Raw genomic sequence first — 24,320 nt, forward strand, 5'->3', positions numbered from 1 at the left:
CTTCGGTCATGAGCGGGTAGGCGGGGGGTGGCCGTCGCGGTGGGTTGCTTCGGGGTCGTAGAGGACGTGGTGGGTGACGGTCACCGGGATGAGGGTGTAGCCGGAGAAGACGTACAGGCGCTCGCCCAGGCGGTCCCTGCCGCCGCTGACCAGGGCGAGCGCGAAGGTGCGGCCGAGGGCGGCGCTGCGGTAGCTCGATGTCACGTGGCCGAGCATGGGGACGGGCGGCGGCGGGAGGTGGTCGAGCATGGGGACGGGCGGCGGTGGGAGGTGGTCGAGCGTCGGGACGGGCGGCGGGAGGTGGTCGGTGGATATGACCTGGCCGCCTTCGGGGAGGAGGACGTCCGGGTTCTCGGGCAGGAGGCCCACGAGGTGCCTGCGGTCCGGCCGGGCGGTGTCGGCGCGGGCGTGTGAGCGCTTGCCGACGAAGTCGGGCTTCTTCTTCGAGACGATCCAGTCCATGCCGAGGTCGGCGGGGGTGACGGTCCCGTCGGTGTCCTGGCCGATGATCGGGTACCCCTTCTCGGCGCGCAGCACGTGCATGGCCTCGGTCCCGTACGGCGTGACCGCGCCCGTCGCGAGGATGGCGTCCCACAGCGCCTGCCCGTACCACCAGCTCACGTTGATCTCGTAGGCCAGCTCGCCGGAGAAGCTGATCCGGCAGACCCTGGCCCCGATGCCCGCGACCTCGGTGTCCCTCCAGGTCATGAAGGGGAAGCTCTCGGCGTCCACGGCGAGCGAGGGCGCGAGCGCGGCGAGCACGGCGCGCGAGCCCGGCCCGGCCAGGGCGACCGTGGCCCATTGTTCGGTGACGGACGTGCAGCGGGCCCGCAGGTCAGGCCATTCCGTCTGCAGCCACTCCTCCATCCAGTCGAGGACGGCCGCTGCGTTGCCCGTCGTGGTGGTGACGAGGAAGTGGTCGGGGGCCAGGCGGATGACGGTGCCGTCGTCGAAGACCATGCCGTCTGCCCGGCACATCACGCCGTACCGGATGGAACCGACCTTCAGGGTGCTCATCATGTTGGTGTAGAGGCGGTCCAGCAGTTCGGCGGCGTCCGGCCCCCGGACGTCGATCTTGCCGAGTGTGGAGGCGTCCAGCGCGCCGGCGGCCTCACGTACGGCGCGGCACTCGCGCAGGACGGCGGCCTCCATGTCCTCAACTGGGTGCTCGCCGGGGGCCGGGTAGTACCGAGGCCGCTTCCACTGCCCGACGTTCTCGAACACGGCGCCCCGCTCGACGTGCCGGTCGTGCATCGCGGTGACGCGTACAGGGTCGTGCAGCGCGCCCCGGTCGCGCCCGGCGAGCGTGGCGAAGGACACCGGGACGTAGGGCGCGCGGAAGGTCGTGGTGCCGAGGGCTCCCACGTCCACGCCGAGCAGTCCGGCGACGACCGCGCCGGTGAGCGTGCCGGACGTCTTGCCCTGGTCGTGGGCCGTGCCGGCGGTGGTGTAGCGCTTGACGTGTTCGACGGACCGCAGCCCGGCCGAGGTGGCGCGCTGGAGGTCGGCCACGGTGACGTCCCGCTGGAGGTCGACGAAGTGGGTCGTGTAGTCGTCGTGGGGCACCAGCCAGAGCGGATACGCCCACGCTTCGCCCGACGAGTACGTCGGCCCTCCATCCGAGGAAGTAGCGGAGGCGGCGGCCATGCCGTCGGCGACGCAACCGGCCGTCGTGAACTCTCCGCGCGCCGCGCCGGCCACCTGGACGGACTGGCCGCCCTCGGGCGGGCGTCCCGGGACGAACGCGGCGATCCGCTCGTCGTATCGCAGGTCGCCCCCGGCCTGGCCGAACAGGTGGAGGACCGGGTTCCAGCCGCCGGAGACGAGCAGCAGGTCGGCCTCGATCTCGCGTGCCGGGCCTCCGGGCCGCCCGACCAGCACCGCGCGCACCTCGCCGTCGCCCCGCACGCCCGTGACCAGCAGGTCCTCCCGCGCGTCGGCGATCTCGGCGATCTCCACGCCCGCCGCGGCGAGGTCGCGGGCGGCGTCGTACGCGGCGTCGCCCGTGGTGAACACCACCGCGCGGCGGCCGGGCGGCACCCCGTACCGGTTGACGTAGGCCCGCGCGGCGGACGCCAGCATCACGCCGGGGAGGTCGTTGCCGGCGAAGGCGATCGGGCGTTCGTGGGCTCCGGTGGCCAGGATGACGCGGCCCGCGCGGATGCGCCAGACCCGTTCGCGGGTGACGGCATGCTCGCCCCGGCGTTCGACGGCCACGAGGTAGTTGTGGTCGTAGTAGCCGATCACGCTGGTCCGGGTGAGCAGCCGCGTGTCCGGGAGCCACAGGAAGGCGTCGGCCGCCGCGCGCGCCCATTCGCCGCCGGGGCGGCCCTCGACCGTCTGGCCGGTGTCCGGCAGGCTGCCGCCGATCTCGGGTCGGTCGTCGGCGAGGATGACCCGGTTCCCGGCGCGCGCGGCGTTCAGGGCCGCGGTCAGCCCGGCCGGGCCCGCCCCGACCACGAGGACGTCGCAGTGCGCGTGCGTGGCGTCGTACCGCGCGGGGTCGGCGGCGAGGGACAGCCTGCCACGGCCCGCGAGGCCGGAGGCGGCCAGCCCGTCGTACAGCGGGGTCGTGGTCGCCTGCACCATGGGCTCGGGGAACGGGTGCTCGATCTGCACGACGGCGGTCGGGTCCTCGGTCCAGGCGCCGAAGATGCCGCGCGGGCGGCCGAGCGTGACGCTGGTCCCCACGCGCCGCACGCCGTTGGCCAGCAGCGCGGCGGCGAGCGTGTCGCCCTGGCGTCCCTCGTACGGGCGTCCGTCGAAGGTGAACGACAGCACCTCGCGCTCGTCCCGGCTCATCGCGTGGTCTCCCGGGTGATGGCGTTGGTCATGGTGTCCCTGGTGACGGTGAACCAGCGGCGGCAGCCGGCGGTGTGGTTCCAGCGTTCGGCGAACGGGCCCATGGGGTTGTCGCGGAAGAACAGGTAGCGCGCCCATTCCTCGTCGGTGAGCGCGGCCGGGTCGGCGGGGTACGCGACGTGCGCCTGGCCGCCGTAGTGGAACTCGGCCTCGTCGCGCGCCCCGCACCACGGACAGGGGATCAGCAGCATGGCTCCTCCAGCGAGGCGATCTCGGCGGTGCTGTGCCTATGGCTCCGCCTCGAACAGGTCAGTGGGCGACGGCCGCCGCGCCGTGTTCGTCCACGAGCGCCCCGGTCGTGAAGCGGTCGAGGGTGAACGGCGCGTTCAGCGGGTGCGGCTCCCCGGTGGCGATCGTGTGCGCGTAGCACCAGCCGACGCCCGGCGTCGCCTTGAACCCGCCCGTCCCCCACCCGCAGTTGACGTACAGGCCGTCCACCGGGGTGAGCCCGACGATCGGCGAGGCGTCGGGGGACACGTCGACCACCCCGCCCCAGGTGCGCAGGACGTGCGCCCGCGCGAAGCAGGGGAAGAGTTCGAGCGCGGCGGCCATCTGCCGTTCGATGATGTGGAAGGCGCCGCGCCGCCGGTAGGAGTTGGCCGCGTCGATGCCCGCGCCCATGACCAGCTCGCCCTTGTGGGCCTGGCTGACGTAGACGTGCACCGCGTTGGACATGACGACGGTGGGGTGGACGGGTTCGAGCAGCTCGGAGACCAGCGCCTGGAGCGTGTGGCTCTGGACGGGCAGCCGTACGCCGGCCGTGCCCGCCACCACGGACGAGTGCCCGGCGGCGGACAGCGCGACGCGGCCGGCGGCGATGCGCCCTCGCGTGGTCTCGACCGCCCGCACCCGGCCGCCGGAGACCTCCAGGCCGGTGACCTCGCAGTGCTCGACGAAGTGGACGCCGAGCGCGGACGCGGCCCTGGCGTACCCCCAGGCGACGTAGTCGTGCTTGGCGATCCCGCCGCGCGGCTGGTAGGTGGCGCCGAGCACCGGGTAGCGGGTGCCGGGGTCGATCGAGATGATCGGGCAGACCTCTTTGACCTGCTCCGGGTCGAGCCATTCGGCGTCCACGCCGTTCAGCCGGTTGGCGTTGACGCGGCGGACGCCGTCGCGCACGTCCTGGAGGCTGTGGGCGAGGTTGAGGACGCCTCGCTGGCTGAACAGCAGGTCGTAGCCGAGTTCGTCCTCCAGCCCCTCCCACAGTTTCAGCGCGTGCTCGTAGATGCCCGCGCTCTCGTCCCACAGGTAGTTGGACCTGATGATCGTGGTGTTGCGGGCCATGTTGCCGCCGGCGAGCCAGCCCTTCTCGAGGACGGCCACGTTGGTGACGCCGTGGTTCTTCGCCAGGTAGTAGGCGGTGGCGATGCCGTGGCCGCCGCCTCCGACGATGACGACGTCGTAGGCGGCGTCGGGCTCGGGGCTGTTCCAGAGCCGGTCGCTCATCGCACGCGGGCCGTTCGTACGAGGGCCGTTCGCATGGGGCCCGGTCATGCGCGGAGCCGCTTCATGGCGGGGTCGAAGAGCGGTTCCTCGGCCACGACGGCGGGCACGCGCCGGTCGAAGTAGCCGATATGTACCGTCTGTCCGGGGACGGCCAGCCGCGCGGGCAGCCAGGCGTAGGCGATGGCCTTGCCGATGGTGTAGCCGTACGCGGCGCTGGTGACGTACCCAGCGCACGCGTCGCCGTCGAAGACCGGCTCCTTGCCCATCACCACGCCGGTGGGGTCGTCGATCGTCAGGCAGGTGAGGCGGCGGCCGACGGACGCCCGCCGCTCCTCCAGGGCGCTCTTGCCGAGGAAGTCGCCCTTGTCCATCTTCACGGCGAACCCGAGCCCGGCCTCGAACGGATCGTGCTCGTAGGTCATGTCGGTGCCGAACGCGCGGTACCCCTTCTCCAGGCGCAGGCTGGTGAACGCGCCACGCCCGCCCGCGATGATCCCGTACGGCCGCCCGGCCTCCCAGAGCGTGTCCCACAGCTTCAGACCCATGTCGGCCGTGGTGTACAGCTCCCAGCCCAGCTCGCCGATGTACGACAGCCGCAGCGCCGTGACCGGCACCGCGCCGATGTACGCCCGCTTGGCGCGGAAGTAACGGAACCCCTCGGCCGAGAAGTCGTCGCGGGTGAGCGGCGCGAGGACGTCCCGGGCGCGCGGACCCCAGACGCCGACGCAGCACGTGCCGGGGGTGATGTCCCTGATCGTCACCGACCCGTCGCGGGGACGGTGGCGGGCCAGCCAGTCGAGGTCCAGGTTGCCGTTGGCCCCCACCTGGAACAGTTCGCGGCCGAGGCGGGCGACGGTGATGTCGCTGCGGATGCCGCCGTCGGCGTCCAGGAGCAGGCAGTACGTCACCGAGCCGACCGGCCTGGCGACGTCGCCGGTCGACATACGGCCGAGGAACGCCTCGGCGCCGGGCCCGGACACCTCCAGCCGCTTCAGCGCCGTCATGTCGTACAGCGCGACGCCCTCGCGGGAGGCCAGCGCCTCGGCGCCGACGATCGGCGACCAGTACCGCGCGGCCCAGTCACCCGGCGCGGGAACGTCCAGACCCTCGGCGAGCCCGGCGTTCGCGCCGTACCACTGCGGGCGCTCCCAGCCGGACGCCTCCAGGAAACGGGCGTCCAGCTCGCGCTGCCGGACGTGGAAGGGACTGACGCGCAGCGGGCGCAGGTTCTCCGGCGGCTGGAGCGGGTGGATGATGTCGTAGACCTCGACGAAGTTCTGGCAGTCCCGCGTCAGCACGTACTCGGGGGCGAGCTGGTGCGGCTCGAAGCGGTTCACGTCGCATTCGTGCAGGTCGAAGGACGCGCAGTGCCCGTCGACCAGCCACTCGGCCATCGCCCGCGCCACGCCCGCCGAGTGCGTGACCCACACCGCCTCGGCCACCCAGAAGCCCTCGACCTCCGGGGACGGCCCGAGCAGCGGCATGTTGTCGGTGGTGAACGAGAACAGGCCGTTGATACCCTCCGCGATCTCGGCGTCCCGGGTCGCGGGGAGCAGGGCCCGGGTCTCCTTCCACGCGTCGGCGAAGTCGGCGGGGGTGAACGGCGTGACGGACGGCATCACCTCGGCGTCGCCCACGGGCAGGATGTCCTCGGGCCGGACGGGCATCGGCCGGTGGCCGTAGTAGCCGACGGCCAGCCGGTCGTACCGCTCCCGGTAGTACAGGTCGGCGTCCTGGTGGCGCAGGATCGGCCGGACCGCCTCCGCCGTCTGGCCGCGCAGCGCGGGGACGGGGCCGGTCCAGGCGAGCTGATGCGCGAGCGGGGTCAGCGGCAGAGGCGTCCCGGCCATGGCGGCGACCTTCGGTCCCCAGATGCCCGCGCAGCAGACCACGATGTCGGCGGGAATGTCTCCCTTGTCGGTGACGACGGCGGTGACGCGGCCTCCGCTCGTGCGGATGTCCAGCACCTCGTGGCGGTCCAGGACGCGCACCCCGCGCTCGCGGGCGATCGCGAGCTGGACCTCGACCGCGCGCACGGCCTTGGCGATGCCGTCCGTGGGGACGTGGAAGCCGCCGAGGACGCGGTCCGGGTCGAGCATGGAGTGAAGGGCGACCGTCTCGTCGGTGGTGAGCAGCCGCGCGTCCAGGCCACAGGCGGTGGCCCAGCCGTGCCGGCGGTGCAACTCGGTCAGCCGTTCGGGGGTGGTCGCGACCTCCAGTCCGCCGACCTGAAGGAAGCAGTCGAGGCGCGTCAGCTTCTCGACGGTGTAGCGGGCCAGCTCGGCCATCGTCTTGGACGGGTTCGTCTGGAACACCAGCCCGGGAGCGTGACTGGACGACCCGCCGGGCTTCGGGAGAGCCCCCTGGTCCACCACGGTGACGTCGTCCCAGCCTCGGGCCGACAACTCCTCGGCGAGCGCCGCGCCGACCACACCCGCTCCGATGACGACGACCCGGGGGCCTGCCATACGCCCACCTCCGTTGCGCATCATGAGTCGCGGTGCGCTTACCGCAACAAGCGTGACCGGCGGCGCTGGGGGTGTCAAGAGCGGCGTGGGCGGCAGGTGACCGTCTTCGCGGGAGGATGGTCTGGGCTTCACGGGAGGGCGATCCCTGCTTTCATCGAAGCGCGGTCTCGGCTTCGCCGGAGGGCGGGCTCGGGCGGAATCGGCTCCCAGCGGGACCGTCCCGCACTCGCTAGGATCAGGGGCAGACGCGCCTGTTTCTTATGGGGGATGGTGACCGAGCACACGCCTCCGGACGGCCGCCCGCGCAGTTCGTTCGTGGCGGCCGCGGCGGCGTTGTGCCGCCTGGGACGGTTGCGTGACGTTCCCGTCGTCCTCATGCTGGCGTGGGCCGGGTGGCTCGCCATCCCGTGGCCGCTCAGCGGCATCGCCCAGGCCCGCAGCACGTCCGACCAGGCCCTGAGTACGGGCGTCGCCCGGGGCGCGTCCGATCAAGCCGTGAGCACGGGCGTCGATCGCGGTGCGTCCGATCAGGGCCTGAGCACAGGCCTTCGGGCGAGCCCCCCGAGGAGCGGCGCCGAGGCTGCCTCACTTTGGTCGCCCGCTGACACCGCGCAGGCGTCGATCGGTGCGCGGGATCCGATCGCCTCTGAACGCGCGCGCATCGCGGCCGAGGTGCACGACGCCGCCGGGCACGGCCTCGCCGTCATCGCCATGCAGGCGGGGGTCGCCCTGCTCATGCTGGACGAGGATCCGGAGCAGGTCCGCGCGTCCCTGGAGGCGATCCGCTCGACCAGCATGCAGGCGCTCGGTCACCTCCGCTCCGCGCTCGACGGCATCGACCCCGCGACCCCGGACGAGGGCCTGGCCGGGCTCGTCGGCAGGGTGCGCGCGGCGGGGCTGCCCGTCGTCCTCGTACCGGCGGAACCGTCCGTGCCCGCACATCTCGCGGGCACGGTCCACCGCGTCGTGCGCGAGTCGCTGACCAACGTCCTGCGCCACGCGGGCCCGACCGAAGCCGTCGTGAACATCACCGGCGACGCGCGGGAGTTCGTCCTGGAGGTCACCGACCGGGGACGCGCGCTCTCCGCCTACGGAGAGGGACGCGGGCCGTCCACTCCGGCAGAGGGACGCGAACTCCCTGGGCCGGCAGAGGGAGCCGGGCTTTCCGGGCCGGTGGAGGGCCGGGGGCTGGCCGGAATGCGGGCCCAGGTGCGAGAAGTCGGCGGCACGTTCGGAGCCGGGCCTCGCGAGGGCGGCGGCTTCCGCGTCGTGGCGCGCTTCCCTCTGGAGACCGTGTGACCTCCCCTCGAAACCGCGTGACCGAGAGCCGGATGAGCGAACACGATGCCCCGCCCCGCGCGGGCGGTCCCACGACCTGGGCCGCGGCGTGACCGGCTCGCCCGGCCCGATTCGCGTGGCGCTCGCCGACGATCAGGCCGTCGTCCGCATGGGGCTCAAGGCGCTGATCGACCGCGAGCCCGACCTGGAGTTCGCCGGCGAGGCGGCCGACGGCGCCGAGGCCCTCCGGCTGCTGGCCGGCACCCGCCCCGACGTCCTCCTGCTGGACATCCGCATGTCGGGCATGGACGGCATCGAAACGCTACGGGCCATCGCCGCCGACCCCGCGCTCAACCCCACCCGGGTCATCGTCGTGACCACCTTCGAGCTCGACGAGTACGTCTTCGCCGCCCTGCGGGCCGGAGCCAGCGGGTTCGTCCTCAAGGACAGCGCCCCCGAGGAACTCGCCCACGCCATCAGGGTGGTCGCCTCGGGGGAGGCGCTGCTTTCCCCCGCCATCACGCGGAAGGTCATCGGCCGGTTCGGCCGGCACGACGTCGCCCCCGTGGAGGGGCTCGACACCCTCACCCCCAGGGAGCGTGAGATGGCCGCCTGGGTCGCCACCGGGCGGTCGAACGACGAGATCGCCAAGGAGCTCGTCATCAGCCCCGACACGGTCCGCACCCACGTCAGCCGGGCCATGGTCAAGCTGCACGCCCGCGACCGCGCACAGCTGGTCGTCTTCGCGGTGCGATCCGGGCTGACGATCCCCTGAGGAAGCCCTTGTAGGTGCGCTGCTCCACCTGCGCCTCGATCTGTTTCACCGTGTCCAGCCCCACCCCGACCATGATGATGAGGGTCGTCCCGCCGAACGGGAAGTTCTGCTGCGTCGACGGATCCCGCAGGATCACGAACGCGATGATCGGGATCAGCGACAGCGTGCCGAGGTAGATCGCTCCCGGCGCGGTGAGCCGTGACAGCACGAACCGCAGGTACTCCGCGGTGGGCCGCCCGGGACGGATGCCGGGCACGAACCCGCTGTACTGCTTCATGTTCTCGGCCACCTCCTCGGGGTTGAAGGTGATCGACACGTAGAAGTAGGTGAAAGCCGCGATGAGCAGCAGATATGCCGTTATGTACACCGGGTGGTCGCCCGAGACGAGGTAGCGCGCCAGCCATTCCGCGACCGGCCCTCTGCCGTCCAGCAACTGCGTCGCGAGCTGCGGGAGGTAGAGCAGGGACGAGGTGAAGATGACGGGGACGATCCCCGCCTGATTCACCTTCAGGGGAAGGTACGTCGAGGTCCCGCCGTACATCCTGCGCCCGACCACCCTCTTGGCGTACTGCACCGGGATCCGCCGCTGCGCCTGCTCCATGAACACCACCGCGGCCACCAGGAACACGCCCGCGACGAGCATCGCCGCGACCGCGAGCGGGCTGACGGCGAAGATGTTCGACACGTAGGAGGGGAACACGGCGATCACCTGCGTGAAGATCAGGATGGACATGCCGTTCCCGATCCCGCGTTCGGTGACCAGTTCGCCCAGCCACATGACCACGGACGTCCCCGCCACCATCGTCGCCACGATCACCACGACCGCGAGCGGGCTCTGATCGTGCAGCAGCGGGCGGGCGCAGTCGGGGAAGATCCGGCCCGCGCGGGCCAGCGACACGACCGTGGTGGCGTTCAGCACGGCCAGCGCCACCGTCAGATACCTCGTGTACTGCGTGATCTTCGCCTGCCCCTGCTGCCCCTCCTTCCTGAGCGCCTCCAGGCGCGGGATCATCGCGGTGAGCAGTTGGACCACGATGCTCGCGGTGATGTACGGCATGATCCCGAGGGCGAACACCGACAGCTTCAGCATCGCCCCGCCGCTGAACAGTTGCAGCAGGTCCTGGAAGCCGCCACGAGTACCGCTCAGGCACTCCCGCACCGCGACCACGTTCACCCCGGGCGCGGGCAGTACCTGCCCCAACCGGAACAGCACCATCACCGCCAGCGTGAAGAGCATCTTCTTCCGCAGTTCGGGCACGCGGAAGGCACGAACGAGAACGGTCAGCATGCGCCGAGTCTCGCCGCGCGGCCCCGTTGGGACATCCGCTCACCAGCGGCCTCACCATACGCAGATCCGCGTACCTCCGAGACCGGGACGGCGCCGTCTGAAAGCACTCCAGCAGCAGCAAGAGCGCGGCAGGGCCGTGTAGAGCGTGATCGATGAGGCTCAGGGCCACGGGATCGGGCACCCGCCCCAGTGGGTCGGTGCTGGTTCGCATGGTCTGGGCCAGGCCCGCGTCGTGCGCTGCCCGGTGGCGGGCATACTCGCGCAGCCGGAAGATCAGGCCATATGGCGGGACGCCAGGGCGGCGGTCAGGCTGGACTTGCCGGTCGCCGGCGGACCGAGCACGCTCACGGCCACAGGCCCCTGCCGAGCCGGTTGCCGGGTCACGAGTTCCTCACGCTTCTTCGGGCGCGTCTGCGGGAATCCGTGCCTGCGCGCCGCGGGTGCGGCATGATGCGGCGTGCCGATCCGATCTCCGTCTACATGGAGCCGATATGACCTCTCGCGCAGCCCGGCCGAACGGCCACACCCGGCGTTTCAGCATCGGTGGCGCCCAAGGCCACCTGATCACCTCTGCCCATGCGGACGGCTCGTTGGGGCACGTGGCGGTGCACTTGGGCAAGCACGGGTCCACGCTGCGCGGACTCACCGATGCCCTCTACACCATGATCAATGTGGCGCTCGATCACGGTGTTCCTCTCGTGAAGATCGTCAACGACCTGGTGGGCGTGGCGTACGAGCCGCGCGGCCTGACCAACGACCCCGACATCCGCATCGCGGCCTCGATCACCGACTACATCGGCCGCCGCCTCGCCCTGGACTACCTGCCACGCGACGAGCGCGCCGAGTTGGGCCTGCTGACCGTTGAGGAGCGGACCGCGCAGGCCGACGAGCAGAAGGCCGGTGCCGCTGTGCCCCAGCCGCGCAGCGACGCCCTGGTCACCGCGTAGCCGGCAGCCGCGCCCGGGCGAGGATCTGGCGCGCGCGCTCGCGCGGGTGGGTCCATCCATCCAGGACCTGCACCGTAATCCTGGCCGCGCGCCACTCGCCCGGGTCGGCGCCCCGGTACAGCGCCAAGTTCTGGCAGGTGGTGAAGGTGCATGACGGGTAGAGGGAGGCATCTGCGCGTAGGGGTGTGCTTGTCGTTGTCGGGCAGATATGGCCGGTTTGGCGGGCAGGCGCGGGCGGGGTTGGAGGTCTGGCGGGCCTGGGCCGGTGCGGTGGAGTTGGTGGTCGAGGACGATGAGAGTCGTCCAGACGTGCTGGAAAGCGGGCTGCTTCGGCTTGCGGAGCAGTGTGACATTCTGCTCGGGCCGTACTCGACGCAGCTCATGCGGCGGGCGGGGGATGTGGCCGCCCGTCTGGATCGGCTGATCTGGAACCACGGTGGGGCAGGCGATGATGTCGAGGCCGCCCATCCCGGCCACGTCGTCTCCGTGCCGACCCCGGCCAGCCGGTACGCCGAGCCGTTTCTCCACCACCTGGCCTCCGAGGCGGGCGGCGTGCCCCTATGGATCGCGCACGGGAAAGGGGCCTTCGGCCGGCAGGTGGCCGCCGGGGCCGAGGTGACGGCCCGTTCCCTCAGCATTCCCGCCGTCCGTGTCGCGACTGGACGGCTGTCGCCCCCGGCGGGCACGCGGCGATGGGCCCTGATGTGCGCGGGCTCTTTCGAGGAGGACGTGGAGACGGTCAGGAACGCGCTCGCGCTGGCGAATCCCCCTTCGAGGTTGTGCGCGGTGGCAGCCGGAGTACGCGAGTTCGGTCAGGTGGTCGGCGACCCTCGGGGGATCTACGGCGTGGGCCAGTGGTCCCCGGGCAGCGGAGGGAAGCCCGAGCTGGGCCCCGCCGAAGCCGACTTCGTTGCCGCATACACCGAACGGGCCGGTGTGCCGCCGGACTACCCGGCCGTCCAGGCGGCGGCCACGGCCGCCATCGCCGTCCACTGCGCACGCGCGACCGGCAGCACCTCACGCGACGCCCTGTGGTCGGCGGCCACGCGGTTGCAGACGACCACCATGTTCGGCGATTTCCGGATCGACCCGCTCACCGGAACCCAGACCGCCCACCGAACCGTACTCGTCCGGTGGGACGCGGACGGGCCGTCGCCGGTCCGATGACGACGACCCAGATGTCCGCTGCACGGTCGCGGGGAATCGGTTGCGCGGGGTTAGCCCTGAGACGCCAAGTCGGCCCCGGGGCCTTGCCCGGCGGCGCTGTTCGCGGCGGTGTGCAGATCAGGAAACCACTTCAGGTGATTTCTTACCGTTATGGGGCTTTTCCCGATCTGCTTGGCCGCCTGCGCGACGGACAGCCCGGCGGCCAGGAGCGGCGGCAGCCGAGGGTGCCAGGAGGTGTCGGGGGCCGGACCGTGCAGGCGGCGGGCGCGCCCGCGTCTGGCCCTGGCGTGGAAGGCATGGTCGGCCTGGAAGTGCTTGTTGAGGGTGGCAGGGCTCACGCCGAGCTTGCCGAGCGCCGCCTTGAAGGTCAGGCCGTCGTTCACCAAGCGGAGAAACTCCTCGTGCCATGTGGTGTCACGACGCCGCGCCATCACCGGGCACGTCCCAGCCAGATCAACTCCCACAGATCCGCCACCTGCACGTGCGGCATCCGGGCAGTCTGAACCGTCATCGGGCCGGAACCTGTCCGTTCAGCCGTCGTCAGATCGGGGCCTGTCCCTTGAACCGCACCCGCGCCGGGACCTCTTTGTTGAACGGCCGCTGGGCCGGGACCCGTCCGTTCGATGTAGCCCTGTCCACCGGCCGCGACCAGGTAGTACACCACAGGCCTGCACTCACACGTCCACCGCAGCACCCTCCGCCGGTCCTCGGCTTGAGTCGCGGCCTGCCACTGGACTTGTACGCAATCCGGCTGCGGCTCCAGCACATGAGGCCCGTGCCCGGCGCTGCCGTCCGTCGCGCTGAGCGTCACAGCACTTCACCCCGCCTCGCCCCACCGACCACCACGGCGCAGTCGCCGCACATCATCACGCCCGGCATCCAGATCACCCGCGACCCGGAGATGCCGGCCACCCTGACCTGAGCCGTGCACGCCGCAGTGGCCACCGCTCCGGGAACGGCAGACGACCAGGGCACGGCGTGCTCGGTCCTGGACGGGACGACGAACGCGACCGCGTACAACGGCCCGTCACCTCCCGTCGTGCAGGAGCCCGACAGTTCCCCCGGCCGCCCGGTGACGCGCGGGAAGTAGCCGCCCACCGAGATCCGCGCGTCCGGCCCCAATCCGTACGGGTCACGCCACCCGGCCTCGGACGCAGCGGCTTCGACGGGCTCGACGGACTCGACGGACTCCACAGACCGGACGCACTCCACAGACCGGACGGACTCGACGGGCTCGACGGCCTGGACAGGCGGGACGGACTCCACAGATCGGACCGACTCCAGAGAGTGGAGAGGCTCCCGAGAGCGGACGGATTCGACGGGCTCGCAGGCGTGCGTGCCGGAACCGCTCACGCCACCCACGCCCACGATCGCCCCAAACCCGCCATCGCCCCCAACTCGGCCTCACGCATCAGCTCGCGCAGTTCCTCGACCGAGCCCGCCTCGACCCTCAGCGGCTGCGGAGCCCGCCACGTCGCAATCGCAACGAACCGCCGACTCCCCACCCCGTACGACACGAACCACCCCGGCTCCATCTGGTCGACCTGCGAGGCCGCCGCCTTCTTGGCCGGATCCCAGCTCCGCGGCTCCACCCGCACCTGCGGCCCACCGACCCTGTGCCGCCCCGGTTCCCGCCCGCTCACGCTGCCGCTCCATGCCGGTACGGCTCAGATCGGAACGGCACGCGTTGGTAGGGCTCCGGTCGATATGGCGCGGGTTGGCAGGGCTCTCGTTGGTACGGCTCGCGCCGACTGGCCGTAGGTATGGCCGGGAAGCGGCCGCCGTCGGGCGAGGCGGCAGCCAGGACGGGCCGCACATGCCTGCCGGGCCGTGAACTGGCGGGCGACTCCGTGACCAGCGAACGTACGGGCGCGGCCGCCGGAAGGGAGGCGCACAGGCCCAGACGTCGCCGCGCGTCCAGCCGAGCGCGCGTCTGGGCGAGGGTCGGCTGCTCCCACTGGTGGTGACGGCGGTGCGGGAGGCTGGAGGCGTCGTGGGCGTACGGCGGATGTCCACACCAGCGGCACCCGAGCGGCAACGGCGGAGCATCCGCGCCCCAGCGGACGCGGATGACGCGAATGTCTCTAGTCATGGACATGGGTCAGGAGGACCTTCCCAATCAGGGGTGCCCGCCGGGCGTTCGTACCATCTCGGCGGCTTTCCGCTTCTTTGGCGGGGGCGAGGATTTCGCCTATGGCATTGCCATCATTAGGGCTGACCGGGAGTGCCTGAAGAGGTTTAATTCTGGAGAGTGACAACCCAGATACGCCCAGGAATCGGAGGCCCGCATGCCGCGTCGTGCTGAACCGGTAGACCCGGCGGCTTCCTCATGGCATCTGCTGGGCGCCACCCTGCGGCACTGGCGTGACGATATGGCCAAGCTCACTCAGCAGGAAACGGCGGCACGGGCTTTGTGCGATGGCGGTGACCTGTCCAAGTGGGAGCGTGGGCTGGCACGTCCGCAGGCGGACACCGTCGCCCGTCTCGACGCTCTCTTTGGCGCAGACGGACAACTCGTCGCACTGCATGCAAATGCTGTCGAGCTAGAACGACTACGGGCACGTACTCTCGAAAAGGAAGTCCCGGTCCGGGATGAGGAGGGCGATATGCACCGACGTACCGCAATGCGGCTAATCGCCGCTATCAGTGCCGGAGTGGCGATCCCACCCGGGACGCTCGAAGCCCTGACCTCTGGTGTGGAACGTGCCGCCGTTGATCATCAGCGCCTGGGTGTTGAAGATTGGGAAGAGATCGCTTGGGAGCACGCGCATAACTGGGTGGTCAGTTCTCCCGGCTCATTGATCGGCGCCGTGACGATGGACATTGCGGAGATCTCCCGCCTTCTCGAACGAAACCCGTCTCCGGTCATGCGCGACGGATTGCTACGCACGAGTGCCCAGCTCGGAACCATCCTCGCGGTGGAACTCGGCGACGTGGGAGAGAACAGCGGGAACTCGCTCACCATGTGGCGCATGGCCCGCCGTGCCGCCGACGCCTCCGGAGATCGCGGTCTGCGTGTCTGGGTGCGCGCGCGGGAAGCCTACTTCGGGGCCTTCGCGAACCGGCCCCTTGCGGTTGTCGACCGGCTTGCCGACGATGCCATACGGATCGCCGACGGCAAGCCCGGTGCCGGGCTCGTCAGGGCGACCAATGCGAAAGCTATGATCTCGGCCATGCTGGGTGACGCCGGTCGGACCCGTGCCGCGCTGGACGACCTCGACAAGGCGTTCGAGCTCCTGCCGGACGACGTCAACAGTGACCACACATCTCCCATCTGGGGCTACCCAGAACGTAACCATCACTGGCACCACGCATGCGTGTCGGCGCTCATCGGAGACACCCGGAAAGCATCTCAGGCGATAGAGCAGGCCCTCGCTCTTTTCCCCGCAGATCATCACGGTGACATCGCCAACGTTCACATGGCACGCGCCCTGACCCTCGTCCACGATCGAGACGTGGCGGACGGCCTTGACGATGCCCTTGTGGTAGCGCAGACCTACCCGCTCAGCGCGACCCGCCGCCGTATCGCGAACCAGATCGTCAATGCCCTGCCGGACAAGGCTCATAGCCTCCCCGCCGCCCAGGAACTACGCACCCTCACCGCGTGACCTTCCACAAGCGAAACGTCCAAGTGGCAGGGCACTGATCATTTCACCTAACGCCTGGTGGGACTTCCTCGCTGCCATCCGCTGAACGGCGTGGCTCCCCCCATCCGCGACGGAGCCACGCAATCATTTCCGCATGCCTCTCTGCTCACGTGCCTTCGCAAAGGAGCTTTTGGGAGCCCGGCTCGGCGGATAGTGCTGTGTGACATCGGCCACCCCCTGTCGGGTGCATCTGCCACGCCGGGGTTCGTGGAGGGGGAGCATCGGTGCGGATATGTATCTGCGGCATCCCCACTTCTGAAGAAGATGGAGACGCCGCAGTCACCCTGACCGGTTAGAGCCTATTTTGGCGCTTTCTTGCATAGGCGCGTTTCCCTGTCGCCGGGGGCGCACAAGGTCATGCCATGTGATATACGCAACGTGTAGAGCTGTGAGTTGCTGCGGTAATACATGACCACTCTGTCGCTAGAACCCGTCATCGAGGTTGTCCGCGCGATTTGCAAAACATACTCTGTTGCAGAGTCAGGCCCACAAACCTCGCTTACCGTCTTCACTATGGGTATGCGCTGACTGATCAGTGTCTGTCGCTGTCCTACGGGAATAATATCGCTCGGGTGATAGCGGAATGTGTAAGCGACAACGCTCAGACCGCCGCGCCCTCCTTCGAGGTCGATCTTCTCTACTGTTACGGTCCCCGGCCGGTCGAGACATACGGTGTCGGAACCGAATAGATAGGGGACGTTCTCCTTTGTATTATACAGTCCTATTCTGTCTTCTCCGGGCCCGCTTGCCAGTTTGGGCGGTGGCGACTGAGGGTTGTGGCGCGTTGAGCATGACAGAATGGAGATGCACAGTATCGATATGGTCACACATCGAAGGAGGATGCGAATGTTCACTTTTTCTCACGCAGGACGGGCATCGATGATGGAGGATTCTCTGACACTACGTCCGTTGCCGCAGATCTTGGTTCCAGGAAGACTAATGTCGAGCGTATATTTGGCATTAGCATTGAAGCCGTTTTGGGCCGATGCAGAGAAGCCTAGAATCTCCATTGCCCCGTTAACGGTCGCGCTACGGCCGTGTGACTTCTCGTAAGTGCCTTGCTCGCTATACAATATGCATTGTTTGCTGAAGTTGCGATGTGTCGCCCAGGATGTTAGGAGTATCGCATCGCCTATCGCGTATGGAACCAGCTTTCTCGTCGGATTGTTCTGGCAAGCCGACGCTTTCAGCGCTACGTGCACACCGCCAACCAGCCACTTATTGACAACACCCTTACGGGTGTCCTTGGCTTCTCCGCTCACGGTAATAGAGACTGAGCCGCTGGCGCTGTAATTTCCGCTTGCTGTACTCTTGTACCCTACGCTAATGGTGTGAGTTGATCCTAAATGCTGCTCTACGGTCGCCTTAGCGCCGAGGTAGTTATAGATTGGTGCGTAAACTTCCCCTTGGTTGTAATATTTTTTCAGTATCTTGGTCGCGTATCCGCAGTTCGGGCCAGGGTATCTTGCTGCGGCAAGCCGGCCGGCAGTTATCTCTGCGGTCGTAACTCCAGCGGATTGAATCGCATCGGCGGTAGCTTGGAACACGCTGCTCCGCGGTGCTGCCTCTACTGCCTTCGCCGCCAAGACTTCTGCTGCGCCGATCTCTGCGGAGACGGGCGGCATCACAGCGGGAGGGGGTTCGTCCTCGGAGGAAGCGGTCGGTCCTCGAGGTGCGTTGATCCACGACGCAGGATTATCGTTAGCGTCCTGAACTGTCGGGTGAGTGCCTAGATCGACTATGAGCTGAGCTGGCAGAGATGCGCCTGCTTGTTGTGCCTTAGCGCTCGACCAGGAAGGTATTACCGTCGCACCCTGGGCCGTTGCGACTACGACATTAAGTGGTTCGGTCTGATCTGCTGTGGTGCCCGCAACTATGTATACGGGATCTCCTAAGTCGCAGCCGTAGGTGACGTCTGGACCGCACAGTTCTTCACCGCCACCGACGGGTGTGGGGTATTGGGCGGGTAGTGCAGTGGTATCCCATCGTATTTCTTTTTGGTCGTCGGCGATAACGAGTTCGAGGTTGACTTCTCCGCCTGCGCCTATATATGCCGATGGCAGAGCAGTTCTGTCGACGTTGATCGAGAATCTGCCGACTGCGTTTGTGCTGGCAGCCGCCACAACCAAGGTGGGGAGGGTCCCGCCTTCGGGCGTACTCTCGATAGCTGCTGCATTGGAATGAGCTACAGCCACCACATCGGCGCCGGAGACGGCGGTGCCGTCCCGCCCGACCACGCCGCTTATCGCAGATTGCGTCGTCATGCCGATGTAGGGAAAGTTCACGGTGTCTGCCTGACTTGCCTGTGGAGGAATGATCACCCCACTTGCTAAGACCATTGCGCCGATAGTTGTGCGTAACCCTAGTTTCCTGCGCATCTCCATCTCCTTCCGTGGGTCGAATTGCAATTGGATGACATCAACTAGTAAATGTCAAGCAAGTCATCTGGAAAGTCGCAGTCCGCGTTTCTTTGGCAACTCCGCGTGATTTTTCTATCGGCATGTACGTGTTTTCCACGATGCACATCCGCAGACTCATCTGCTATCGCCGCCACGACGTAGACCAGAGGCACATGCCCTCCGAAATGCGGGCAGCGCAGGGGGCCGGTCGGTATTCGCCCGGATTGAACCCAAAGAACGATCATGGGCGTTGTGGCTCGACATGGTTTGGGTCCGTGTGTCTGAGTACGTGCTTAATGATCCGATTGTGCTCACTGTGGTGCCTGTTCGGCCGCACAAAGATCAGGAGCGGGTCTGGTGGTGTCGGAGGATGGCCTTCGCCAGGGCGGTGGGTGTGGCCCTGGTGGTGTCCAGCGTCAGGTCGTACGTGGTTACGTGGGTGTGGACGGTGCGGAGGTGGCCGCGGGCGAGGCCGGGTTCGGTGCCGCGTGCCGCCTCTCGTTGTTCGGCCACTTCCAGGGGGCAGGTCACGGCTACGAGCAGTACGTCCAGGTCGGCCAGCGCGTCCATCCATACCGGCAGCAGGTCAGGGGTCGGGAGCATTTCGTCGATGACGAGGTCGTCGCCGGCGCTGCAGCATGCGAGGCGTCTTCTCGGTGAGTACCCTGACAGGAGAGGTGACGAGGCCGGCCGCGTGCGAGCGCCGCTCGTTCGGCTGAGGCGAGCTGTCTGGCTGGCGATGAGCACCAGGATGGATGACATGAGCGCCCTCGCAACTTCGCGGCGCCTCCTCGCGCGCGATGTCCTTCGCGCGGCCGTGACGACTGGGCTCACGGTCGTGCTCGTCATGCTGGGGGCGTTCTCGCTGTCCGGGTCGGGCGACCGGGTGACCGACGTGCTCGCATCGTGGTGGCCTGTGCTCCTCCTCCTCGTGCTGCAGGGCGTCGCGCTGGTCTGGTCGACGAGGGCGCCCGCGGTCGTACTCGTGATCGTGGCCGTGACACCGTTCTGCACCGCGTTCCTCGACGTCGCACAGATCTCCACCGTGACGACGATTCCGATCATGGTGGCCGCGTACCTGGCCGGCACACGGAGCGATGGGGCACCGCTGCGAAGCGGCGTTCTCGCCGCGGCGGTCGCCGTGACCGCGAAGGCGCTCATCGGCGCCCTGCAGTCGATGCCGCCGTTGTTCGCCGTGCTCACCTCGATCGCGCAGCTTCTCCTCGTGCTCGGCGTGCCCCTGGTGATCGCGTTCGTCGTCGTCGCGCGCCGGCGCCTGGTGATCGCGCTCCGTGCCGAGAAGGAGGCGCTCGAGCGGATGCAAGAGGCCCTTCTGCAGACCGCGATCGCTCAGGAGCGCGCCGGGATCGCACGGGAGTTGCACGACATCGCCGCGCATCACATGTCAGGGATCGCGATCATGTGCGCCGCCGTCGAGCGCCAGGTCGACACCGAGCCCGATGCGGCCAAGGCCGGCCTGCGGCAGATCAGAACGCAGAGTCGGCTTGTGCTCGGTGACCTCCGGCAGGTGGTCGGCCTGCTTCGCGGGGGCGCTGAGCGCGGCGTCGAAACCCACCGGATCGACGCCGTCCGAGACCTCGTCGCCACCAGCGCGGCGGACGGTGAATCGGTGGATCTTCACGTCACGACGCGATCCAAGCACTCAGCTGTCGGAGACGATCTCGGCCCGCTCGCCCACCTCGCGGGCTACCGCATGGTGCAGGAGTCGCTCGCGAACGCCGCGCGTCACGCGCCCGGCGCCCGGCGCGAGGTGCATGTCGATGACACCGCACCGGCGTCGCTGCTGATCACCGTGGGTAACGGCCCCGCAGCGCATGCCCCCGACCCTGAACCGACCGAGGGCTTCGGCCTGCGAGGTGAAATCCCACCTGGCGCGCATGCTCCCCAAGATCGGGGTGCGCTCACGGCTCCAGGCGGTCGTGTGGGCGTATCAGAACCGCATCGTCCGGGTGCCCGACAGTGATAACCCCGCACCTGCATCGAAAGACGCAATGCCGTGATTTCGTCCTAAAGCCGCTCGTCTCGGTGAGATGCGATTTCTAGCATCGACGGCGGTGGGAGACGCCCACTGTTCGAACATGTGGAGATCGTGATGTCCGACCGCATCGGCGTAAGGCACCAGGACGCCGTATATCGGGACGCGCCCCAGTTCACCGCCGAGAGCGACCCGCGCGAGTTGCCGGCGTCCGCCCGCTCGATGCCGCGCAGACAGCAGATCACGGGTATCGCGCTGTACTGCCTCATCGCCTTCGGGCTCTGCTGGCTGGTCTGCCTACCGCTCTGGACAGGCCCTGGTCTCTCCGACCCGGCTCTCTTAACGATCTGCGGAGGGATCGCCATGTTCACGCCGGCGCTCTCCGCCATTCTGATCGTCCGTTTGGTCGAGCGTCGCTCGTGGCGTCGCAGGAAGTCGCAGATCTCGCGTCCCGACGGTCACGCTCCGGAGCGCGACACGGTGCTCGCGAGTCTCGGCTTGGGGATGAACGGCGGCTTGGTCCGACTTCTCGGCGCGCTCGCCATCGGCATTATCGCACCCGTCATCCTGCTGGTGGCGTCCCAGCTGCTCGCGGGTGTTCTCGGCACCTTCGATCTCGACCTCACCTTGCGGCAGGCCGCAGCCGATCTGGGACTCCCGGCAGGCACCTCACTTCCGCAGATCTGGCTAGCCTTCGGTGGCAAGCTGCTGACGGCGATGGTGCTCGGCGGCGCGATCAACCTGATCCTCGCTCTCGGCGAGGAGCTCGGGTGGCGCGGCTACCTCATGCCGCGGATTGAGCAGCTGTGGGGACTTCCGGCCGCCATCGTCGCCGGGGGCGTGCTGTGGGGGCTCTGGCATGCACCGTTGATTCTTCTTGGCTACAACTACCCCGATGCGGTGCCGTGGGCCGGGCAACTCGCGATGATCGCAGCATGCATCGGGGTAGGAGGCTTCCTCTACTGGCTGACCGTGCGCTTCGGCTCCCTGTGGCCGGCGGCGCTCGCCCACGGGGTGAACAACGCTACATCCGCGCTGATCATGACCTCGCTGCCGGCCCCCGGCGCGACGATCGACACCGTGAACGGCTCAGCCATGGGCTGGCCTGGATGGATCGTCTACGGCACGGTGGTCCTCGTCGGGTTCGCGCTCATCCGCCGTCGACGTCGTGCCCTCGTCACCGGTCACTGACCCCGAACCCCAGCCGGTGCTTCTCGGAGTCTTTGGATCGAGCCGCTTGACCATGCCCTGGGGGCAGGGACCAGACAACCGGGTTGTCTTGCCCGAACTCGACGTCCCGTTGAGGAAGATGACCCGTCCGGCGTGTGCGGCGTTCGGCATGCCGGCCACTGTATCCACGACGGCACTCACCTGCCTTGAGACAGGTGGCGGTACCTCCTTGCCTCTACCTCGGGATCCTTCTGGCCCCTGGAGAGGACGGCTGACGATCCGGGCGGGCAGTCGTTCAAGTGTTTCGCCCAGTAGATCCCCAGTCATATGCAAGTGGGCGTTTCTAGGTTTCTCATGCAGCCGCCGGGCCGTTGGAGAGCCTGCGGCGCCGGTCCTCTGAGGGAGGGCCGGGGAGTGAGGCCGCGATCACGCGGCGGGGAGGAACGATCATGTCGAAGATCACTATTGACGACCTGCCTTTCGAGGGTGCGGAGCTCGGCGACGCCGAGCTGGTTCAGGTGGCGGGCGGCGCGAGGCCGGAGAAGCACTGGGAGGCCAGCGCCTGGACCCTGAACGACGTGCCCTACGAGTGGTGGCTGGTCTGATCTAGCCGGCGGGCATCCGGATGCCATGGCGTGGTGGGACGCGAAAAGCGTTCCACCGCGCCGTCAGGGTGGGCTGGGTAGTGGGGTTTCGAGGCGGGGCCGAGAAGTGATAATGATCATGAGTTCGCGCGGGGACGGGGCCGCCGAGAGGGTCCTGGGGGCACTGCGCCGGCGTGGGGCCTATCTGGTGGGTTCGGACGAGCCCTCGGGCGGCGGGGCGCCGGGTTCGAAGGCCGGCGGGGCGCCGGGTTCCAAGGCCGGCGGGACGCCGGGTTCCAAGGCCGGCGGGACGCCGGTGCTGTGGTGGGACAACGGCGACTACCCCGCGCGCAGCCGGATCACCGCGTCGTTCACCGGCGGCGAGCGTCGGCTGCTCCTGGACACCGATACGGGCACCATCGACCTGTCCCAGATCACCGCGGTGTGGCGCAGCAGGCCGAGCGGCCCGCAGGCGGCCGACACCATCACCGAGCCGAGCCGGCGCGCGCACGTCAAGCTCCAGGCGGAGGTCATGCTGACGGGGTGTGGAGCCTGCTGAACGCCCGCTGGCTCCCCGGGCGCCGCGCGGACGAGCTGCGCGCCCACAACAAGATCTTCCACCTGGCCCGCGCGATCGACCTGGGCTTCTCCGTACCCGACACGACGTACACCAACGACCCCGCACACCTCGCGGACGCGTACGAGTCGGCGGCCGGGCGGCTGGTCGCCAAGCAGATCGCCTCCGACCGGTTCCAGATCGACGGCGCCCAGCACCGCGCGTACACGACCGTGGTCACCCGCCGTCACCTGACCTCCCGGCACCGGCTGCGGCACGAGCCGGTCATCCTGCAGCCGTACGTCCCGAAGGCCGTCGAACTGCGGGTGATCGTCGTGGGGGGGCGGGTGCTCGCCGCGGAGATCGACGCGTCGGCCTCCAGGGCGGCCAGGGACGACTGGCGGCACTACGACAACGACCGCGTCCGGTACAGCCCGCACGACCTGCCCGCCGAGGTGGCGCTGCGCTGCGCCCGGCTGGTCGCCGACGTCGGCCTCACCTACGCCGCCCTCGACTTCATCGTGACGCCCGGCGGCGAGTACGTCTTCCTGGAACTGAACTCCAACGGTGCGTGGGGGTTCGTCGAGCTCTGGGCAGGGCTGCCGGTCAGCGACGCGATCGCCGACCGGCTCATGGACGGAGAGAAGCCGTGACCGATTTCGCCGAGGCCCTGGAATCCGGGGCCGACCTGCTGCTCTCGCTGCCCCGCCGCCGGGCCGGCGTCGCCGCCGCACGCCGCGCGGCGGACGAGTGGGCCGCGCGGCACCCGCGGACCCGGGCGCGGCTGCTCGTCGACCAGCGCCCGGGAACGCCCGTGGTGGACTATGACCTGCTGCTCGACCATCCGGGCGGCGGCACGGTCGCGCTGACCGCTCCGCCCGAGGACGGGGTGCCCTGGCTGATCGACCACTCGACGCACTGGGCCGCCGGGTACCTGGTCAGCGTGGACGACGTGCACGTGTCGGTGCCCCAGGCGCTGACCATGCTGCGCTCGCTGTCCCGGCGGGACGCCTCGCCGTACGAGGACATCGTCGACCAGTGCCTGCTGTCCGCGGCCGCGTCCGAGGACGGCGCGCCGGTGAGCGCGGCGGAACTACAGGCGACGGCGGACGAGTTCCGCCGCGGCCGTGGCCTTCGCGACCGCGCGTCGACGCTGGCCTGGATGGCCGAGGCGGGTATGTCCGGCGAGCATTTCGAGGCGTACATCGCGGGGATCGCCCGCCGCCGCCGGTTCCGCCGTGACAAGGAGGCCGAGCTGGCGCCGGGCCATCTGGCCGCGCACCCGGGAGATTTCGCCCGCGTCAAGGCCGTCTGGGTCACCGGCGCGAACAAGACGATCGCCGACACCGTGGACGAACTGCTGACGAGCCTCGCGCCGGGCGGGCTTCTCACCGGCCCCGTGTCGGACGCGCCGCTCTCCGGCCCCGTGTCGGACGCGCCGCTCTCCGGCCCCGCCTCGTTCGGTGAGGCGGTGGTGACCGTCGCGACCCGCTGGGAGAAGGATCTGCCCGAGGCCCTGCGCGGGACGCAGCCCGGCCAGGTCGTCGGGCCGGAGAAGCTGCCCAGCGGCGGGTTCCTGACCGGCGCCGTCCTGTCCAGGACCCCCGCCGCCGGGGACCCCGAGACGCTTGACGCCGCCGGGCGCGCCGCGTTCGCCGTGTGGCTGGGGGAGCGCCGCACCGCGGCCACGGTCGAATGGCACTGGTCGTGACCGGCACCGACCACCCGCGCCCGATC

The 24,320-nt window shown here is 69.1% G+C and carries 21 protein-coding genes; 11 read left to right on the plus strand and 10 right to left on the minus strand.

What is annotated here, in order from left to right; genetic code table 11:
• Window positions 1-6: 6 nt before the first annotated feature.
• From AB0M95_RS09665 to AB0M95_RS09680, 4 genes are read right to left on the minus strand one after another with little or no spacing between them, the layout of a single operon-like run.
• On the minus strand, window positions 7-2,802 hold the full coding sequence (locus tag AB0M95_RS09665; protein WP_363761608.1) for a 2Fe-2S iron-sulfur cluster-binding protein: 2,796 nt from the start codon (window positions 2,800-2,802) through the stop codon (window positions 7-9).
• Window positions 2,799-3,053 carry a sarcosine oxidase subunit delta gene (locus AB0M95_RS09670; RefSeq protein WP_363761609.1) on the minus strand — a complete coding sequence of 85 codons (255 nt, stop codon included), beginning with the start codon at window positions 3,051-3,053 and terminating at the stop codon, window positions 2,799-2,801. Before AB0M95_RS09670 ends, AB0M95_RS09665 begins: the two co-directional genes overlap by 4 nt.
• Before the next feature lie 58 nt (window positions 3,054-3,111).
• Complete coding sequence (locus tag AB0M95_RS09675) at window positions 3,112-4,308, minus strand: sarcosine oxidase subunit beta family protein (RefSeq protein WP_363761901.1); 1,197 nt, start codon at window positions 4,306-4,308, stop codon at window positions 3,112-3,114.
• Between the two features lie 44 nt (window positions 4,309-4,352).
• The gene (locus AB0M95_RS09680) at window positions 4,353-6,776 is read right to left on the minus strand and encodes an FAD-dependent oxidoreductase (protein ID WP_363761610.1); all 2,424 of its coding nucleotides are present in this window, start codon (window positions 6,774-6,776) and stop codon (window positions 4,353-4,355) included.
• Between the two features lie 267 nt (window positions 6,777-7,043).
• On the opposite strand from AB0M95_RS09680, the gene AB0M95_RS09685 reads away from it, so the two are divergent.
• Window positions 7,044-8,075, plus strand: coding sequence for a histidine kinase (locus AB0M95_RS09685; protein WP_363761611.1), 1,032 nt, complete (start codon window positions 7,044-7,046; stop codon window positions 8,073-8,075).
• An 88-nt stretch (window positions 8,076-8,163) separates the two neighbouring features.
• Complete coding sequence (locus tag AB0M95_RS09690) at window positions 8,164-8,829, plus strand: response regulator transcription factor (protein WP_363761612.1); 666 nt, start codon at window positions 8,164-8,166, stop codon at window positions 8,827-8,829.
• Here AB0M95_RS09690 and secY read toward each other — a convergent pair.
• Entirely contained in the window at window positions 8,759-10,117 is a 1,359-nt protein-coding gene (gene secY, locus AB0M95_RS09695; RefSeq protein ID WP_363761613.1) for a preprotein translocase subunit SecY, read from the minus strand. The genes AB0M95_RS09690 and secY overlap by 71 nt on opposite strands.
• A gap of 491 nt (window positions 10,118-10,608) precedes the next feature.
• Here secY and AB0M95_RS09700 point away from each other — a divergent pair, with 491 nt between their 5' ends.
• Together AB0M95_RS09700 and AB0M95_RS09705 are read left to right on the plus strand one after the other, a co-directional pair.
• The gene (locus tag AB0M95_RS09700; protein ID WP_363761614.1) at window positions 10,609-11,064 is read left to right on the plus strand and encodes a hypothetical protein; all 456 of its coding nucleotides are present in this window, start codon (window positions 10,609-10,611) and stop codon (window positions 11,062-11,064) included.
• 150 nt (window positions 11,065-11,214) lie between these two features.
• Window positions 11,215-12,231, plus strand: a complete 1,017-nt coding sequence (locus AB0M95_RS09705; protein WP_363761615.1) for an ABC transporter substrate-binding protein — start codon at window positions 11,215-11,217, stop codon at window positions 12,229-12,231.
• A gap of 50 nt (window positions 12,232-12,281) precedes the next feature.
• On the opposite strand, the gene AB0M95_RS09710 is transcribed toward AB0M95_RS09705, so the two are convergent.
• The 3 genes from AB0M95_RS09710 to AB0M95_RS09720 all read right to left on the minus strand — a co-directional run bounded on the left by AB0M95_RS09710 (window position 12,282) and on the right by AB0M95_RS09720 (window position 13,874).
• Window positions 12,282-12,614, minus strand: coding sequence for a hypothetical protein (locus AB0M95_RS09710; RefSeq protein WP_363761616.1), 333 nt, complete (start codon window positions 12,612-12,614; stop codon window positions 12,282-12,284).
• A gap of 424 nt (window positions 12,615-13,038) precedes the next feature.
• Window positions 13,039-13,497: a hypothetical protein gene (locus AB0M95_RS09715; protein WP_363761617.1), complete on the minus strand. Its 459-nt coding sequence runs from the start codon at window positions 13,495-13,497 to the stop codon at window positions 13,039-13,041.
• An 83-nt stretch (window positions 13,498-13,580) separates the two neighbouring features.
• Window positions 13,581-13,874 (minus strand): hypothetical protein, encoded by a 294-nt coding sequence (locus AB0M95_RS09720; RefSeq protein WP_363761618.1) that lies wholly within the window; start codon window positions 13,872-13,874, stop codon window positions 13,581-13,583.
• A gap of 645 nt (window positions 13,875-14,519) precedes the next feature.
• Between AB0M95_RS09720 and AB0M95_RS09725 the strand changes: the two genes are divergently transcribed.
• Window positions 14,520-15,839, plus strand: a complete 1,320-nt coding sequence (locus tag AB0M95_RS09725) for a helix-turn-helix transcriptional regulator (RefSeq protein ID WP_363761619.1) — start codon at window positions 14,520-14,522, stop codon at window positions 15,837-15,839.
• Between the two features lie 899 nt (window positions 15,840-16,738).
• Here AB0M95_RS09725 and AB0M95_RS09730 read toward each other — a convergent pair.
• Window positions 16,739-18,262: a hypothetical protein gene (locus AB0M95_RS09730; RefSeq protein ID WP_363761620.1), complete on the minus strand. Its 1,524-nt coding sequence runs from the start codon at window positions 18,260-18,262 to the stop codon at window positions 16,739-16,741.
• A gap of 357 nt (window positions 18,263-18,619) precedes the next feature.
• On the minus strand, window positions 18,620-19,126 hold the full coding sequence (locus AB0M95_RS09735; RefSeq protein ID WP_363761621.1) for a hypothetical protein: 507 nt from the start codon (window positions 19,124-19,126) through the stop codon (window positions 18,620-18,622).
• Here AB0M95_RS09735 and AB0M95_RS09740 point away from each other — a divergent pair.
• From AB0M95_RS09740 to AB0M95_RS09765, 6 genes are all read left to right on the plus strand, one after another.
• Entirely contained in the window at window positions 19,038-20,261 is a 1,224-nt protein-coding gene (locus AB0M95_RS09740) for a histidine kinase (RefSeq protein ID WP_363761623.1), read from the plus strand. The genes AB0M95_RS09735 and AB0M95_RS09740 overlap by 89 nt on opposite strands.
• A gap of 117 nt (window positions 20,262-20,378) precedes the next feature.
• A complete protein-coding gene (locus AB0M95_RS09745; protein ID WP_363761625.1) occupies window positions 20,379-21,464 on the plus strand; it encodes a CPBP family intramembrane glutamic endopeptidase in 1,086 nt (361 codons plus the stop codon).
• A 428-nt stretch (window positions 21,465-21,892) separates the two neighbouring features.
• The gene (locus tag AB0M95_RS09750) at window positions 21,893-22,048 is read left to right on the plus strand and encodes a putative ATP-grasp target RiPP (protein WP_363761627.1); all 156 of its coding nucleotides are present in this window, start codon (window positions 21,893-21,895) and stop codon (window positions 22,046-22,048) included.
• Between the two features lie 118 nt (window positions 22,049-22,166).
• Window positions 22,167-22,586 (plus strand): MvdC/MvdD family ATP grasp protein, encoded by a 420-nt coding sequence (locus tag AB0M95_RS09755; RefSeq protein WP_363761629.1) that lies wholly within the window; start codon window positions 22,167-22,169, stop codon window positions 22,584-22,586.
• Window positions 22,571-23,236, plus strand: a complete 666-nt coding sequence (locus AB0M95_RS09760) for a hypothetical protein (protein ID WP_363761631.1) — start codon at window positions 22,571-22,573, stop codon at window positions 23,234-23,236. Before AB0M95_RS09755 ends, AB0M95_RS09760 begins: the two co-directional genes overlap by 16 nt.
• Complete coding sequence (locus AB0M95_RS09765; RefSeq protein WP_363761633.1) at window positions 23,233-24,294, plus strand: TIGR04500 family putative peptide maturation system protein; 1,062 nt, start codon at window positions 23,233-23,235, stop codon at window positions 24,292-24,294. The genes AB0M95_RS09760 and AB0M95_RS09765 overlap by 4 nt, the downstream gene beginning before the upstream one ends.
• Window positions 24,295-24,320: the final 26 nt, after the last annotated feature.

It is taken from the genome of Sphaerisporangium sp. NPDC051017 (genome assembly GCF_040683095.1).
Lineage (GTDB): Bacteria > Actinomycetota > Actinomycetes > Streptosporangiales > Streptosporangiaceae > Sphaerisporangium.